The sequence below is a fragment of the Sphingomonas japonica genome, from assembly GCF_006346325.1.
Classification (GTDB): domain Bacteria; phylum Pseudomonadota; class Alphaproteobacteria; order Sphingomonadales; family Sphingomonadaceae; genus Sphingomonas; species Sphingomonas japonica.
In genome coordinates this window covers 94,081-108,551 of record NZ_VDYR01000001.1, presented here as the reverse complement: position 1 = coordinate 108,551, position 14,471 = coordinate 94,081, and the positions used below count along the sequence as shown (strand labels likewise).

The 14,471-nt window shown below is 66.1% G+C and carries 15 protein-coding genes; 5 read left to right on the top strand and 10 right to left on the bottom strand.

Annotation, left to right across the window (positions count from 1 at the left end; translation table 11 throughout):
• Positions 1 to 18: 18 nt before the first annotated feature.
• The 4 genes from sseA to FHY50_RS00535 are packed head-to-tail and all read left to right on the top strand — an operon-like array spanning position 19 to position 4,529.
• A complete protein-coding gene (sseA, locus tag FHY50_RS00550) occupies positions 19 to 858 on the top strand; it encodes a 3-mercaptopyruvate sulfurtransferase (protein WP_140046433.1) in 840 nt (279 codons plus the stop codon).
• A complete protein-coding gene (gene metC / locus FHY50_RS00545; protein ID WP_140046432.1) occupies positions 813 to 2,069 on the top strand; it encodes a cystathionine beta-lyase in 1,257 nt (418 codons plus the stop codon). The genes sseA and metC overlap by 46 nt, the downstream gene beginning before the upstream one ends.
• Positions 2,066 to 3,352 (top strand): mechanosensitive ion channel family protein, encoded by a 1,287-nt coding sequence (locus FHY50_RS00540; RefSeq protein WP_140046430.1) that lies wholly within the window; start codon positions 2,066 to 2,068, stop codon positions 3,350 to 3,352. Before metC ends, FHY50_RS00540 begins: the two co-directional genes overlap by 4 nt.
• A gap of 34 nt (positions 3,353 to 3,386) precedes the next feature.
• On the top strand, positions 3,387 to 4,529 hold the full coding sequence (locus tag FHY50_RS00535; RefSeq protein WP_180345081.1) for a GNAT family N-acetyltransferase: 1,143 nt from the start codon (positions 3,387 to 3,389) through the stop codon (positions 4,527 to 4,529).
• Here FHY50_RS00535 and FHY50_RS00530 read toward each other — a convergent pair.
• Positions 4,516 to 6,189, bottom strand: coding sequence for a hypothetical protein (locus FHY50_RS00530; protein WP_243846656.1), 1,674 nt, complete (start codon positions 6,187 to 6,189; stop codon positions 4,516 to 4,518). The genes FHY50_RS00535 and FHY50_RS00530 overlap by 14 nt on opposite strands.
• A 140-nt stretch (positions 6,190 to 6,329) precedes the next feature.
• A complete protein-coding gene (locus tag FHY50_RS00525; RefSeq protein ID WP_140046427.1) occupies positions 6,330 to 7,547 on the bottom strand; it encodes an argininosuccinate synthase in 1,218 nt (405 codons plus the stop codon).
• 105 nt (positions 7,548 to 7,652) lie between these two features.
• On the opposite strand from FHY50_RS00525, the gene FHY50_RS00520 reads away from it, so the two are divergent.
• Entirely contained in the window at positions 7,653 to 8,075 is a 423-nt protein-coding gene (locus tag FHY50_RS00520) for a DUF1801 domain-containing protein (RefSeq protein ID WP_140046425.1), read from the top strand.
• Here FHY50_RS00520 and FHY50_RS00515 read toward each other — a convergent pair.
• The 8 genes from FHY50_RS00515 to FHY50_RS00480 form a co-directional block, all read right to left on the bottom strand.
• A complete protein-coding gene (locus tag FHY50_RS00515) occupies positions 8,060 to 9,289 on the bottom strand; it encodes an SAM-dependent methyltransferase (protein ID WP_140046424.1) in 1,230 nt (409 codons plus the stop codon). The genes FHY50_RS00520 and FHY50_RS00515 overlap by 16 nt on opposite strands.
• A gap of 26 nt (positions 9,290 to 9,315) precedes the next feature.
• Positions 9,316 to 10,074, bottom strand: a complete 759-nt coding sequence (locus FHY50_RS00510) for a molybdopterin-dependent oxidoreductase (RefSeq protein ID WP_140046422.1) — start codon at positions 10,072 to 10,074, stop codon at positions 9,316 to 9,318.
• Positions 10,071 to 10,856, bottom strand: a complete 786-nt coding sequence (locus tag FHY50_RS00505; protein WP_140046421.1) for a cytochrome b/b6 domain-containing protein — start codon at positions 10,854 to 10,856, stop codon at positions 10,071 to 10,073. Before FHY50_RS00505 ends, FHY50_RS00510 begins: the two co-directional genes overlap by 4 nt.
• A gap of 81 nt (positions 10,857 to 10,937) precedes the next feature.
• Positions 10,938 to 11,696, bottom strand: a complete 759-nt coding sequence (locus tag FHY50_RS00500) for a sulfite exporter TauE/SafE family protein (RefSeq protein ID WP_140046420.1) — start codon at positions 11,694 to 11,696, stop codon at positions 10,938 to 10,940.
• Positions 11,697 to 11,706: 10 nt separating this feature from the next.
• A complete protein-coding gene (rlmN, locus tag FHY50_RS00495; RefSeq protein ID WP_243846655.1) occupies positions 11,707 to 12,915 on the bottom strand; it encodes a dual-specificity RNA methyltransferase RlmN in 1,209 nt (402 codons plus the stop codon).
• Positions 12,916 to 12,987: 72 nt separating this feature from the next.
• A complete protein-coding gene (locus FHY50_RS00490; RefSeq protein WP_140046418.1) occupies positions 12,988 to 13,323 on the bottom strand; it encodes a hypothetical protein in 336 nt (111 codons plus the stop codon).
• Entirely contained in the window at positions 13,320 to 13,916 is a 597-nt protein-coding gene (locus FHY50_RS00485; RefSeq protein ID WP_166745462.1) for a TetR/AcrR family transcriptional regulator, read from the bottom strand. The genes FHY50_RS00490 and FHY50_RS00485 overlap by 4 nt, the downstream gene beginning before the upstream one ends.
• A 170-nt stretch (positions 13,917 to 14,086) precedes the next feature.
• Complete coding sequence (locus FHY50_RS00480) at positions 14,087 to 14,434, bottom strand: hypothetical protein (protein WP_140046415.1); 348 nt, start codon at positions 14,432 to 14,434, stop codon at positions 14,087 to 14,089.
• Positions 14,435 to 14,471: the final 37 nt, after the last annotated feature.

Genomic DNA, 14,471 nt, shown 5'->3' with positions numbered 1-14,471 from the left:
GACAAGCAGGAGACCGACATGGACGCGCTCGTGACGACCGAATGGCTGGCAGGCGAACTGGGGGCGTCCGACCTCCGCGTGGTCGATGCGACATGGGTAATGCCGGGCGAGGGCCGCGATCCGGCCAGGGAATACGAGGCCGGGCACATCCCCGGTGCGGTGTTCATGAACCTCGACGAGCTGCGGGATACCGCGAGCGACCTGCCGATGATGCTGCCGCCTGCCGAAAAATTCGCCAGCCGCATGCAATCGCTGGGCCTGGGGGACGGCAGCCGTATCGTTCTCTACGACAATTCTCCGCTCAAGACCGCAGCGCGCGCATGGTTCATGTTGCGTACCTTTGGCGCGCACGACGTCGCGATCCTCGATGGCGGGCTGGCGAAGTGGGAAGCCGAAGGGCGCCCGACCGCCAGCGGCAAGGAAACGCTGCGTCATCGCCACTTCACCATCTGGGAAGACCGCAAGCAGGTGCGCGATCTGGACGCGATGAAGGCCAATCTCGACAGCGGCGCCGAGCAGGTGCTCGATGCGCGGTCGGAAGCGCGCTTCACCGGCGAGGAGCCCGATCCGCGCCCCGCAACCCATGCCGGCCATATCCCGGGATCGAGGAATCTGCCGATCGGGCGGGTCTTCCATTCCGACGGCACCTGGAAGCAGGACGAGGAGCTTCGCGCGGCATTTGCCGAGGCCGGGATCGACACCACCAAGCCGATCGCGGTGACATGCGGATCGGGCGTGACCGCCGCAGTGCTGGCGTTCGGGCTGCATCTGCTGGGTCAGTCGGCCGCGCTGTACGACGGAAGCTGGTCCGAATGGGGCGCCGATCGCTCTACGCCAAAGGCGATGGGTCCGGCGTGAGCAACGGCGGCCCGGCGGCGATTGGCGACGGCACGCGCGTCGTCGCCGCCGGACGCCGCAAGGAATGGACGCAGGGTCCCAATCAGGGGACTGGCACCGTCAACCCGCCGGTGTGGCGGGCATCGACGATCCTGTACGACGACGTCGCGGCGCTGCGCGCGAACAACGCTCCGGACACGCATCACCGGCTGTTCTACGGGCGGCGCGGCACGCCGACGCAGTGGAGCCTGGCCGACGCGTTGACCCAGCTCGAGCCGGGAGCCGAGGCGACGCTGCTCTATCCGTCGGGGGTCGCTGCGATCGCCAGCGCGCTCTTGGCGGTGCTGTCGCCGGGCGATCATCTGCTGGTGCCCGACAGCGCGTATGACCCGACGCGCAGCCTTGCGAACGGGCTCCTCAAGCGGATGGGCATCGAGACCGAATTCTACGATCCGTTGATGGGGGCAGGCATCGCCGCACTGTGCCGCGACAATACCGCCGCGATCTTCCTCGAAAGTCCCGGCAGCCTGACGTTCGAGGTGCAGGATATTCCCGCCATCGTCGCCGTCGCCAGGGCACGCGGCATCGTCACGCTGCTCGACAACACCTGGGCGACCCCATTGCTGTTCCCGGCGATCGCGCGGGGGATCGACTATACCATCCTCGCCGCCACCAAATATGTCGTCGGGCATTCGGACGCCATGCTCGGATCGGTGACCGCGGCCAAGGGGCGGTACGATGCGCTGCGCACCGCGACCTATCAGCTCGGGCAGTGCGTCAGCCCCGACGACGCCTATCTCGGCAGCCGCGGGCTGCGCACGATGGCGCTGAGGCTGAAGCAGCATGGCGAGAGCGCACTGACGATTGCGCGGTGGCTCAAGGGCCAGCCCGGCGTCGCCCGCGTGCTGCACCCTGCCCTTCCCGATTGCCCAGGGCACGAACTGTTCCACCGCGATTTCAAGGGTGCGGCCGGGCTGTTCAGCGTGGTGCTGGAAGGCGGCGGCGAACAGGCGCGCGCGGCGCTGATCGACGGGCTTGAGCATTTCGGGATCGGATATAGCTGGGGCGGGTATGAGAGCCTGGCGATCCCCATCGACCCGCAGCATGTCCGCAGCGTCACGCGCTGGGAAGCGCCCGGCCCCGCCATCCGCCTCCAGATCGGGCTGGAGGACAGCGCCGACCTGATCGCCGATCTCGACCGCGGGCTGGCGCGGTTCCGGGCGACGGCATGAACCGCCTGTCGGCTCTGCTCGCCGGTGGCGAGGTGACCATTCCAACCAATCCGGAGCTGGTCGAACTGGCAGTGGGCGGCGGGCTGACGCTCGGCGCGCTCGCGCTGGGCTATCTCGCGTCGCGCACGCTCGGGCCAAGGCTGGCGGAGGTCGCCGCGCACCGTGCGGGTCTCAAGGGCGGCACATTCCAGCCGCGCATCGCACAGATGGTGCGCCACCTCGTCGCCGCGCTGTTGCTCGCGATCGTCTTTGCAAGCTGGCCGTGGCGGCCGATCGCGTCGCTGCCGATCGGACTGGCGTGGAGCGCCGCGACCGCGATGTTCGCGATGAAGATCCTGCGCGGGCTCAACCTGCCGCGCTGGGCGGCGTGGGCGGTGGCAGGGTTCGCGTTCGTGTCGCTGTTCAGCTACGCGGTCGGCGGCCTCACGCCGATCACCACCATCCTGGGCGATATCGGCGTCGAGGTGGGCGACACCCGCATCACGCTGCTGTCGGTCACCACCGTCGCGATCGCCGCGATCGTCCTCTACGCGGTCGCGCGGCTGGCGAGCCGCGTCATCAACCACGCGATCGGTCAGGCCAAGGGTTTCGACCCGGCGCAGAAGCTGCTGTTCCAGAAGCTCGCCGGGGTGGCGATCATCGTCGTCGCCTTCTTCGTCGGCGTCGATATGCTCGGCATCGACCTCACCACCTTTGCCGTGTTCTCGGGCGCGCTCGGGCTCGCGGTCGGCTTCGGGCTGCAAAAGACGGTCGGCAACCTGATCGCCGGGATCATCCTGCTCATGGACCGTTCGATCAAGCCGGGCGACGTCATCGTCGTCGGCGAGGATGTCGGCTGGGTCAACAAGATCGGCGTCCGCGCGGTCAGCGTCATCACCCGCGACGGCAAGGAACATTTGATTCCCAACGAGAATCTGATGACCGAGCAGGTCGAGAACTGGTCCTATTCCGATCGCAACGTGCGGGTTCGGATCAAGGTCGGGGTCAGTTACGATTGCGACCTCAAGCTGGCGCAGGAACTGATGCTGCGCGCCGCGGCCGAAAGCCCGCGCGTGCTGGAGACGCCGAAGCCCAATATCTGGCTGACCGAATATGGCGACAATTCGGTCAATCACGAGATCCTCGCCTGGATCAGCGATCCGGAGGGCGGCATCGGCAACGTCCGCTCCGACGTGCTCAACCGGCTATGGTGGCTGTTCAAGGAGCATGGCGTCGAAATCCCCTATCCCAAGCGCGACGTGTATGTGAAAACGCTGCCAAGCGTCCCGCGGACAGGCGACTGACGGCCTTCCCCTTTGCGTTTCGTGCCCTAGATTCATGCAGGTGACGTCTCCCCCGATAACCGCCCGCATCGCCGACGGCGTATCCTCGATCCCCGCCGCGCAGTGGCAGGCGTGCGCCGGAACGGGCGACCCCTTCTTAAGCCATGGCTTTCTTGCCGCGCTCGAAGCGTCCAAGTCGGTCGGTGGCCGCAGCGGGTGGCAGGCATTGCCGATCGTCGTAGATGGTGACGATGGCGCACCGGCGGCCATCGCGCCCGCCTATGCCAAGGCGCACAGCCAGGGCGAATATGTGTTCGACCACGGCTGGGCCGATGCGTGGGAGCGCGCCGGCGGCAGCTATTATCCCAAGTTGCAGATCGCGGTGCCGTTCACGCCGGTGCCCGGCAGCCGCCTGCTGCTGCGCGATCCTGCACTCGCCCCCGCGCTGATCGCCGCGATCGAGGCCGTGACCGTCCAGAGCGAGCTGTCGTCGGCACATGCCACGTTCGTAGCGCCTAACCAGATCGCCCTGTTCGAAGCGGCCGGGTGGCTGATCCGGCAAGGCACGCAATATCACTGGACCAATGACGGCTATCAGGACTTCGATGGGTTCCTTGCGGCGCTGTCGAGCCGCAAGCGCAAGGCGATCCGCAAGGAACGCGCCGCCGCGGTCGAAGGGCTGGCGATCCGCCATCTCGCCGGACCGGACATCACCGCGCGTCATTGGGATGCGTTCTGGGCATTCTATCAGGACACCGGTGCCCGCAAATGGGGACGGCCGTATCTCGAACGCAGTTTCTTCCCTCTGATCGGTGAAGCACTGGGTGACCGCGTGCTGTTGATCCTCGCCGAGCGTGACGGGGTGCCGATTGCAGGCGCGCTCAACCTGATCGGCGACGACGCGCTGTACGGTCGCTATTGGGGCTGCTGCGAGGACGTGCCCTTCCTGCATTTCGAACTGTGCTATTACCAGGCGATCGATGCGGCGATTGCGCGCGGGCTGCAGCGCGTCGAGGCGGGCGCGCAGGGCGAACACAAGCTGGCGCGCGGCTATTCGCCGATCGCGACCTGGTCGGCGCATTACATCCCCGACGCCAATTTCCGCCGCGCGATCGCCGATTTCCTGGTGCGCGAGCGTGCGGCCGTTGCGCAGGAACAGGAATTTCTGTGCGAACTGACGCCGTTCAGGAAGGCTTGAGTGCGGCAGTTTCGGCGATGTGCGGATGGCCGCGCAGCTTGCCGATCCGTTCGAGGAATTCCGGGCCGAGCGGACCCAGATCGTTCGGGCGAAGCGTCGCCGCCGGGACGCCCTGCTCGACTTCGAACACTACGCTGCGTCCATCGCGCCACAGCGGCTTGAGACCTGCCTCGAGGCGGCGATCATATGGCCCCGGATCGACCAGCCAGACATGGGTGAACACGTCGCGCGGGAACCAGGTGAGGCTGACCGCGATCGGGCGCCACCATTCGCGCGGACATCGCGTCGGCGTCGTGATCTGCGACGGATCGAAGCGAAAGCCCGGTGCCTGCGGCATTTTCGTGGTGAGGAGCTGCGCGCCCGCCATCGACCATTGGTCGTTGGAGAAGGCGAGCCGCCGCACCAGCGCCATCGCCGGTAGATGCTCGATCCGCGACATCTTCCAGTCGTTGCGGCAATTATGGCCGATGAAGCTGACCAGACGTGCGCCGACCGGCACGGCGTCGAGCGCGGCCAGTTCGCGATCGTAGACCCGGTCGAACTGATAGAAGCTGACTGTGGTGGCGGCGAGCCGGATCGCGACAAACGCCAGCCCGGCGGTGGCCACCAGCACCGCGCGGCCAGATGCGATGTCGGGCTTGGGCCGGATCGCCACGATCCCGATCGCCAACATATACGGCGCCAGCCGCATGTCGGCATAGGCGGACCCGAACACGATCCGCGGCAGCAGCACATAGCAGGCCGCAAGGACCAGCGCCGAGAATGCCAGGTTGCGCGAAAAGGTCAGCGTGCGACTGCGGATTGCCGCGCCGATGACGATCAGCAGCGCCGCGAATCCGGCAAGATCGAAGGTCAGCCAGCGGTCGCGCAGCACCATCATCAGCCACAGCGTCTTGGCACGCCAGTTAAACCAGTCGGCGGTCTGCCCCGACACGCCGCCGCCGGTGCGCCACAACACCATCAGCGCCGCGGGCGGGGCCAGCGACAGGCAATGTATCCCGGCCCAGAACACCGCCGCGAACCAGCGCGTCCCCCCGTGATGCTGGCCCTTGTCATATTGGCGCACCGCTTCGGCCGAAAAGGCGAGCAGGCCCAGCATACCCCAGCCGAAGGTGTGGCACACCCAGATCACCGCACCAAGCGGCACGAACAGCGCCGCGCGCAACTGCAGCCTGCCCAGCCGCGCCAGCCGTAGCCACAAGGCGAAGGCATTGAGCGCGAGCGCCATCGACAGCGCGAAGTTTACAAAGCCGAACTGCAGCGGATAGCCATAGACCAGCGGCAGCGCGAACAGCGCGGTCGGCGGCACCCGGCCATGCACTTCGCGCGCGATCCACAGCAGCCCGAACGCGGTGAGCGGCGGGATCGTGAGCACCACCAGCTTGACGGCGAGCTCGAGCCCCAGCAGCGGCTCGAGCACGACCATGAGCAGATCGATGCCGAGATTGCCGATCAGCATCCAGTTGAAGTCATACCATTGCGCCAGCCACGGCACCTCGCCGCCCGCCTGCTGGACGCGCCAGCGCCCCATATGTCCGGGCAGGTCGACCAGCGGCGGAATGTCGGGCCACAGGAGTGGAATCGCGGCGGCGAGCGCCATCGCGCCCACGAACCAGCGTGTCTGCCACCAACGTAAGGCGGTGTGTGCATCCCCCTGCATCGCGCCGCACCATAAGCCCGGCTGCGACCGGCACAAGCGATCGGCGGTAGAGCGTTTGGGGTATTCGCGCGGCCTCGGCGTCACTCAGACCCCGGACACGCGCTTCCCGAATACAGCATGGCTACCAGCCGATCGGAGCGTCACCGATCACGCCGCCCCAACAACCGCAGCCGCAGCGCGTTGAGCTTGATGAACCCGGCCGCGTCCCGCTGGTCATACGCGCCCTGATCGTCCTCGAACGTCACGACCTTTTCCGAATAGAGCGAGTGCGGCGACTTGCGGCCCGTGACGTGAACGCCGCCCTTGTAGAGTTTCAGCCGGACGGTGCCCGTCACCTTTTCCTGGCTGTGGTCGATCGCGGCCTGCAGCATTTCGCGCTCGGGCGCGAACCAGAAGCCGTTGTAGATCAGCTCGGCATAGCGCGGCATCAGCTCGTCCTTGAGATGCGCGGCGCCGCGGTCGAGCGTGATCTGTTCGATCGCCCGGTGCGCGGCGTGCAGGATCGTGCCGCCCGGCGTTTCGTACATCCCGCGCGATTTCATGCCGACGAAGCGGTTCTCGACGAGATCGAGGCGGCCGATACCATGCGCACGGCCAAGGTCATTGAGCTTCGCCAACAACGTCGCGGGTGACATCCCCTCGCCATCGACCGCCACTGCGTCGCCGCGCTCGAAATCGATCGTGATCGTCTGCGGCGCGTCTGGCGCGTCCTCGGGATTGACGGTGCGCGAGAACACATAGTCGGGCACTTCATCCCACGGATCCTCGAGCACCAGGCCCTCGGACGAGGTGTGCAGCAGATTGGCGTCGGTCGAGAACGGCGCTTCGCCGCGCTTGTCCTTGGGCACCGGGATCTGGTGCGCCTCGGCGAACGCGATCAGCGCGGTGCGGCTGGTCAGGTCCCATTCGCGCCACGGCGCGATCACCTTGATATCGGGGGCGAGCGCATAATAGCCCAGTTCGAAGCGGACCTGGTCGTTGCCCTTGCCGGTCGCACCGTGGCTGACCGCATCGGCATTCACCTGACGCGCGATCTCGATCTGGCGCTTGGCGATCAGCGGGCGGGCGATCGACGTGCCGAGCAGGTACAGCCCTTCGTACAGCGCGTTGGCGCGCATCATCGGGAACACGAAGTCGCGGACGAACTCCTCGCGCAGGTCGTCGATGAAGATGTGCTCGGGCTTGATCCCCATCAGCTCGGCCTTGGCGCGCGCGGGTTCGAGTTCCTCGCCCTGGCCGAGATCGGCGGTGAAGGTCACTACCTCGCAGCCATATTCCTGCTGGAGCCATTTGAGGATGACGCTGGTATCGAGCCCGCCCGAATAGGCGAGGACGACACGATTGATCTGGTCGGTCATGCAGGAACTCCGCGAAAGCTGGCCGGATGGCGGGACTGGCGTGCGCTCTATGCGCTGCGGCCCGCTTTAGGCAATATCATCCCTTTGCGACTCGGGAGACGCGCGATGGCCGACGTCAAGACCGTGCCTACGATCGATTCGGTCGACGCCTTCCTCGACGCGGTGGAGGATCCCCAGCGCCGGACCGATGCCCGGACGGTCTGCGCCGCCATGCAGCGGCTGACCGGTGAGCCGCCGGTGATGTGGGGCCCGTCGATCATCGGGTTCGGCAGCTATCATTACCGCTATGCCAGTGGGCACGAAGGCGACATGTGCCGGATCGGCTTCTCGCCGCGCAAGACGGAACTGGTCCTGTATCTCCAGCCCGGCAGTCAGCATTTCGAAGAGCTTCTCACCCTGCTCGGCAAGCATCGGGTCGGCAAGTCCTGCCTCTATATCAAGCGGCTCAGCGACATCGACCGGGAAGTGCTGGAGGAGATGATGGTACAGTCGCTCGCCGAGATGGAGCGTCTTTACCCCTCGATATAGGTGCGTTCCGCCGCCGCCATGTAGTCCCGGGTGATCGGCAACGCGCCGCGGTCGCGTGCGAACTGCACCTGATAATTGACCAGCCCGCCGTTGAGGAAGCTGACCATCGATCCAGCCAGATAATATTGCCACATCCGAAAGAAGCGCTCGTCGTACAGCGCGACGATCGCGTCGCGCGCCGCGGTGGTGCGGTCGTACCAGTGTTTGAGCGTGTAGCCGTAGTGCATCCGCAGCACCTCGACATCGGTGACGAACATCCGAAGCCCCTCGTTGGCGCGGACGATTTCCGACAATGCCGGGATGTAGCCGCCGGGAAAGATATATTTGGCGGTGAAGTGATCGGTCACGCCCGGCCCCCCTGCACGGCCGATCGTGTGGAGCAGCATCACCCCCTGCGGCGTCAGCAGTTCGCGGACCTTGCGCATGAAGGTGCGATATTGCGGCGGGCCGACATGTTCGAACATGCCGACCGACACGATCCGGTCGAACTGGCCGGACATCGCGCGATAGTCGATCAGCTCGAAGCGGACATGGTCGGCGACCCCCGCCGCCTCGGCACGGGCGCGCGCGACCTTGAGCTGCTCCTCGCTCAGCGTGATCCCGGTGACGTCGGCGCCGGTCTTGGCGTGGAGGTACAGCGCCATCCCGCCCCATCCGCAACCGATGTCGAGCACGCGCATGCCCGGCTCGATCGCCAGCTTCGCGGCGATATGCGCCTTCTTGTCAGCCTGTGCCTGTTCGAGGCTGTTGGCGGCATCGGTGAAGTACGCGCAGCTATATTGACGATCGGCGTCGAGGAAGAGGTCGTAGAGCCGGTCGCTCAGGTCATAGTGATGCGCGACGTTGCGCTTGGCCTGTCGCCCCATGTTGAAGCGGTCGATGCGGTGGAGGACGTTGTCGAACGCGCGCCGCGTCGGACCCTGGTTCAGCGTGCCCTTGCCCTCTTCCCAGCGGTTGTTGGCGGTGGCTAGCATCAGGAAATCGGCGATGTCGCCGCGTTCGAGGATCAGGCGGCCATCCATATAGGCTTCGGCCGCGCCCAGCGACGGGTCGGCGAGGATGCCCGCCATCACCCGCCGGTCGGCGAAGCGGATCGCCACCGGCGCGAGGTCCGGGTCGGAACTGCCATACTGTGCGGTGCGACCATCGGGAAAGGTGACGGTCAGCTGGCCACGGGTAAACGCCCGCGACAGGAAGCGATCGATGAGGGGCATGAAGCGGCGCCTAGCGTACCGAAACGCTAGATTCCAGCATACCATTCATAGCCCGCGCCATCCTCCCAATAGCCGCCCTTGCCGCGATAGATGCCATCGAGGCTGGCAACCGCTTCGATCCGTTCGACATATTTGGCATGCTTGTAGCCCAGCTGGCGCTCGACGCGCAGCCGCACCGGCGCACCATGCGGAATATCGAGCAGCTGATCGTTGAGCCGCCACGCCAGGATCGTCTGCGGGTGAAAGGCGTCGGTAAGGTCGATCGATTCGTAATAGCGGTTGCTGCCGAAGAAATCGGCGCAGTGGAACACCAGGAACCGCGCATCGTCGCGCAGCCCGGCGAGTTGCAGGATCGGGCCAAGCCGCGGGCCGGTCCATTTGCCGATTGCGCTCCATCCCTCGACGCAGTCGTGGCGGGTGATCTGCGTGCGCGCCGGCATCGAGCGCAGCTGCGCCATGCTGATCGCCAGCGGCCGCTGGACCAGCCCGTCGACTGCGATGCGCCAATCCGCGAAATTGCCGGCCGCCAGCGCATTGTAAGACGATGTGTTCGGATTACGAGTGCCGTTGGCGCGAAATACCGGCGACATCTGTTCGGGGCTGAATTCGCGAGCAAGCGCGTCGCGATTGCTGACCAGCCGCTGCAGCCGTTGGTGCATGCCGTCGGCGGTGTAGAGCACTCCGCGAAACGTCTCGTTCGACCCTAAGGCATCGCAGCCGGCGAGCAGCCCGCCGGCACCGGCCGCGAGTCCGGTGAGCGCGGCGCGGCGCGTGAGGATGGTCATGGCCGGGGCTCCACAGGCTGCGCTTCGGGCGAGGGCAAGCGCCACCAGCCGGTGATCATCGACCGCAGTTCGTTCCAAACCCCCGCCAGGATCACCAGCGCGAGATGGACGATGATGAAGCCGATCAGCAGCATCGTCACGATGAAGTGGATCGAGCGCGCCGATTGCCGCCCGCCGAACAGGTCGAGCAGCCACGGCGCGGCCGCGTTGATCCCCGGCGACATGGTAAGGCCGGTGGCGATGATCAGCGGCAGCAGCACGAACAGCACCGCGACATAGCTCAATTTCTGCAGCGTGTTATAGTCGGCTGGCCGCTTCGGGTCGTGAAAGCGCAGCGCCAGATGCTCCCTGACGTCATGCGCCAGATGCGCAGGCCTCAGCTCCTCGCTGCGGAACTTCATGTCGCGCTGGAAATGGCGATTGGCGATGCTGACGAGCAGATAGGCAAGCAGTCCAAAGGCCAGGATCAGCGCGAAGAACAGGTGCCAGCGCCGCGCCAGCGCCAGGTTGTAGGTCGACGGGATCGTCAGCCAGCCGGGCACGCGCCCGCCTTCGAACACCTCGCTGACACTGAACCACGGCGTATCGAGATTTGCGCCGAACTGGCCCCAATATAGATGCGGATGCGCGTTGAGGATCATCAGCCCGCTGCCGATCATCACGATGACGGTGATCGCGTTCACCCAATGCCAGATGCGCGTCGCCAGTCGATGGCGATAGACGCGCCTTCCCGCGGCGCGAGGCGTTTCAAACGGCGCTTGGTCGGCGCGCAGGTCGGTCATCCGGCTCCCCCGGCAATGGTTGATCGCGCCCGGTTCGCGGAAGAGCGGCGATCGGTTACAGCCCGCCGCGACGATAGGCGATCAGCCATATGCGCGCCAGAAGAACGCGGCGGTGGTCGCCGCGGTGACAAGCAGCGTCCAGCCGCGCACCAGCCCCGGCGACAGCCGCCGTCCGAGCAACGCGCCGAGCCATCCGCCCAGCGCCCCGCCGACCAGCATCGGCGCGCAGCGGTCCCACGCCACCATGGCGAAGGCGACGAACACGATCGCGGCGGCGAGGTTGGCCAGCGCCAGCATCAAGGTACGCGCGGCGAACATGTCGCGCGGGCTTACGCCACCGAGCAGGCCATAGGTTGCAGTGGTCATGATCCCGACGCCGCCACCGAAATAGCCACCATAGACGCCAAGCAGCGCCTGCACGACGACCAGCGTGCGCGGGCCGATCGTCGTGCGACGGCTGAGCCAGTCGGCGGCGCGGCGACCGAAGGCGAGGATGACCAGCGCATAGAGCAGCAGCCAGGGAATGAGGATATCGAACGTGTCGCTGGGCGTGACGACCAGCAACAGGCTGCCCGCCAGCCCGCCGATAAAGGTGATCGCCGCGAGCACCGGGATCGCGACCTTTGCGATCGGACCAAGCTCGTCGCGAAACGTCCAGGCGCTGGCGGCGGCACCCGGCAGCAGAGCGACGTTGGACGTGGCGTTGGCGATGTTGGCAGGCAGGCCGAGCGCAAGCAGCGCGGGCAGCGTCGCGAACGTCCCGCCCCCGGCAAGCGCATTCATCGCGCCCCCGACCAGACCGGCCGCGGCCGGAAACGCAAGCGAAGCGAGATCGGGCATTGCGCTGGCCTCAGCCCAGCGCCGCCATCTTCTCCTCCGCCAGCCGATCGAGCTCGGCGCGGCTGGTCTTTTGCGACGCGGTCTTGAGCTGGCCGCAGGCGGCGTCGATGTCGCGGCCGCGCGGGGTGCGTACCGGCGCGGAAATGCCTGCCGCAAACACGATCGACGAAAAGCTCTTGATCCGCTCCGGCGTCGAACATTCGTACGGCGCGCCCGGCCAAGGGTTGAACGGGATCAGATTGACCTTGGCCGGCAGGCGATACTGCTTGAGCAGCCGCACCAGTTCGTGCGCGTCGGCATCGCTGTCGTTCTTGTCCTTGAGCATGACATATTCAAAGGTGATGCGCCTGGCATTGTTGGCGCCGGGATAGTCGGCGCATGCCTGGAGCAGTTCCTCGATCCCGTATTTGCGGTTGATCGGAACGATCTCGTCGCGCACCTCCTTGGTCACAGCGTGCAGCGATACCGCGAGGTTGACCCCGATCTCCTCACCCGCCCGCGCCATCATGGGCACGATGCCGCTGGTCGACAGCGTGATGCGGCGCTTGCTCAGCGCAAGCCCATCACCGTCCATCACTAGCCGGAGCGCATCGCGGACGTGGTCAAAATTATAGAGCGGCTCGCCCATCCCCATCATCACGATGTTGGTCAGCATCCGCCCCTCGGGCTGGCTCGGCCACTCGCCCAGCGCGTCGCGCGCCAGCATCACCTGCCCGACGATCTCGCCGGGGGTCAGATTGCGCACCAGCCGCATCGTGCCGGTCGCGCAGAAGCGGCAATTGAGCGTGCAGCCGACCTGGCTCGACACGCACAGCGTCCCGCGATCGGCGTCGGGGATGAACACCATTTCATAGTCCTGCGCGTCGGGCGAGCGAAGCAACCATTTGCGGGTGCCGTCGCTCGACACCTGCGCCTCGACCACTTCGGGACGGCTGATGACGAACCGCTGTTCGAGCCAGGGCTGCATCGCCTTGGAAATGTCGGTCATCACCGAAAATTCGGTCGCTCCGCGATTGTAGATCCAGTGCCAAAGCTGCTTGGCACGCAGCTTGGCCTGCTTCGGCTCGAGCTGCGCCGTCTCGAGCGCCATGCGCAGATCGTCCTTCGACAGGCCGAGCAGGTCGATGCGCCCGTCGGCGCGTTGCACCGGCGCACGCGGAACCGGCACGGGATCGATATGCCCGGGAATGGGCATGGTGAGGTCCGAAACTGTCTGCATGGCGCGCGCTATACCCGAAGCCGCGGGCCTTTTCCATCGCTGATGGCGCAGGAGCCGGCCGGGGGCGCGGCGCTACCGCGCTCCGGCCGCGCTGGTCACCTTGGCGTCACCGCTGGCGGCGATCGCGATCTGATGCTTGCTGCCGTCCTGACAGGTGACGGCGTAGTTGAAACTGCCCGGCGGGTTCTCGACCGACGTCTCGACTCCCTGGCATTGCAGCCCGGCGTCGCGGATCGCACGAATGAACACGCCGTTGCGCTGTGCGGGCGACAATGCGGCGACTTCGGTCTGGAAATTGAGCGCGGTTGCGTCGGTCGCGGCCACGTCGTTGGCCGGGGCAGTCGCTTCAGGCGCGCCGCCGCATGCCGCCAGTGCAAGACCACCCAGTAAAACCAGCAGCGTCCTCATTCGTGCTTCTCCTTTTCGACCGATGCGCGCGGAGCATAGGCACGCAGGAACACCTTGGTCCCGCGGGCCACCTTGGCGCGAATCGTCTCTTCACAAACGTTGCTGACCACGCCGAACTTCAGCTCGACATCGGCAAAACCCTTCCACAGCGAGGTCAGATCCTCGGCAGCGCGCTCGGGATCGTCGACCTCGACCAGCCCGGCCTTTTGTGCCTGCGCGATCACCTCCGCCAGACGCCCGCGACAATGCCCTGGTCCGGCGGCGAAGAAGCGTTCGCAAAGCGCCGGGTTCTGCGCAAGATCGGCCATCACCACGCGATCGAAGGCCACATGATCCTTGGCGAACATGAACCCCAGCAGCGATTCGCCATACGCATTGACCCGCGCCTCGAACGAGGCCGATCCATCGAATCCAGCCTCCAGAACGTCGGCCATCCGACCGGTCTCGGCACGGACCACCTGCTCGAACAACGTGTCCTTGTCGCCGAAGCGATTATAGACGGTGACCTTGGACACCCCCGCGCGCTGGGCGATGTCCTCGATCGTCGATGCCGAGACGCCGCGTTCGAAAAAGGAATCGCGCGCGGCGGCCATGATCGCATCTTCCTTCGCGGGATCACGCGGGCGCCCTGCTCCGGGCCTGATCTTGCGGGTCGGGCAGCAACTGGCCAACTTCATCCTTTCATGGCGACACTGGTATTCACGGCCATAGCATAGTCCCGCCAGGATTAATCAGCGCTGATCCATGTTCGCGCACGCACGCGTTATTGCGCGAGCAGGGCAGTCGCCTGCGCTTCGCCCGCGGCGCGAACCGCCTTGGCCTTGGCCTCGGCCTGCTGCTCGACCAGTTCGGCCTGCTTTTTGAGGGCATCCGCCTGCACCTGAAGCCGCTGAGCATCGAAATTCTGCGACGTACCGGCCTGGTTGAGCAGTGCCGCGGCATCGGCTTCCATCTTGGCCGAGCGGTCGTTGGCCGCGGCCTCGATCGCATCGCCCTGCGCGTCCGCCTGGTCGCGAATCTGATCGGCCTGCTGCTCCTGCGGCGTCGGCTGGCTGCAGGCGACAGTCGCAAACGCAAGTGCCGCACAAAGAATAAGGGTGGTCGAACGCATTTCGGCTCCATCATGTTGCTGGCGGAACAACCCGCGC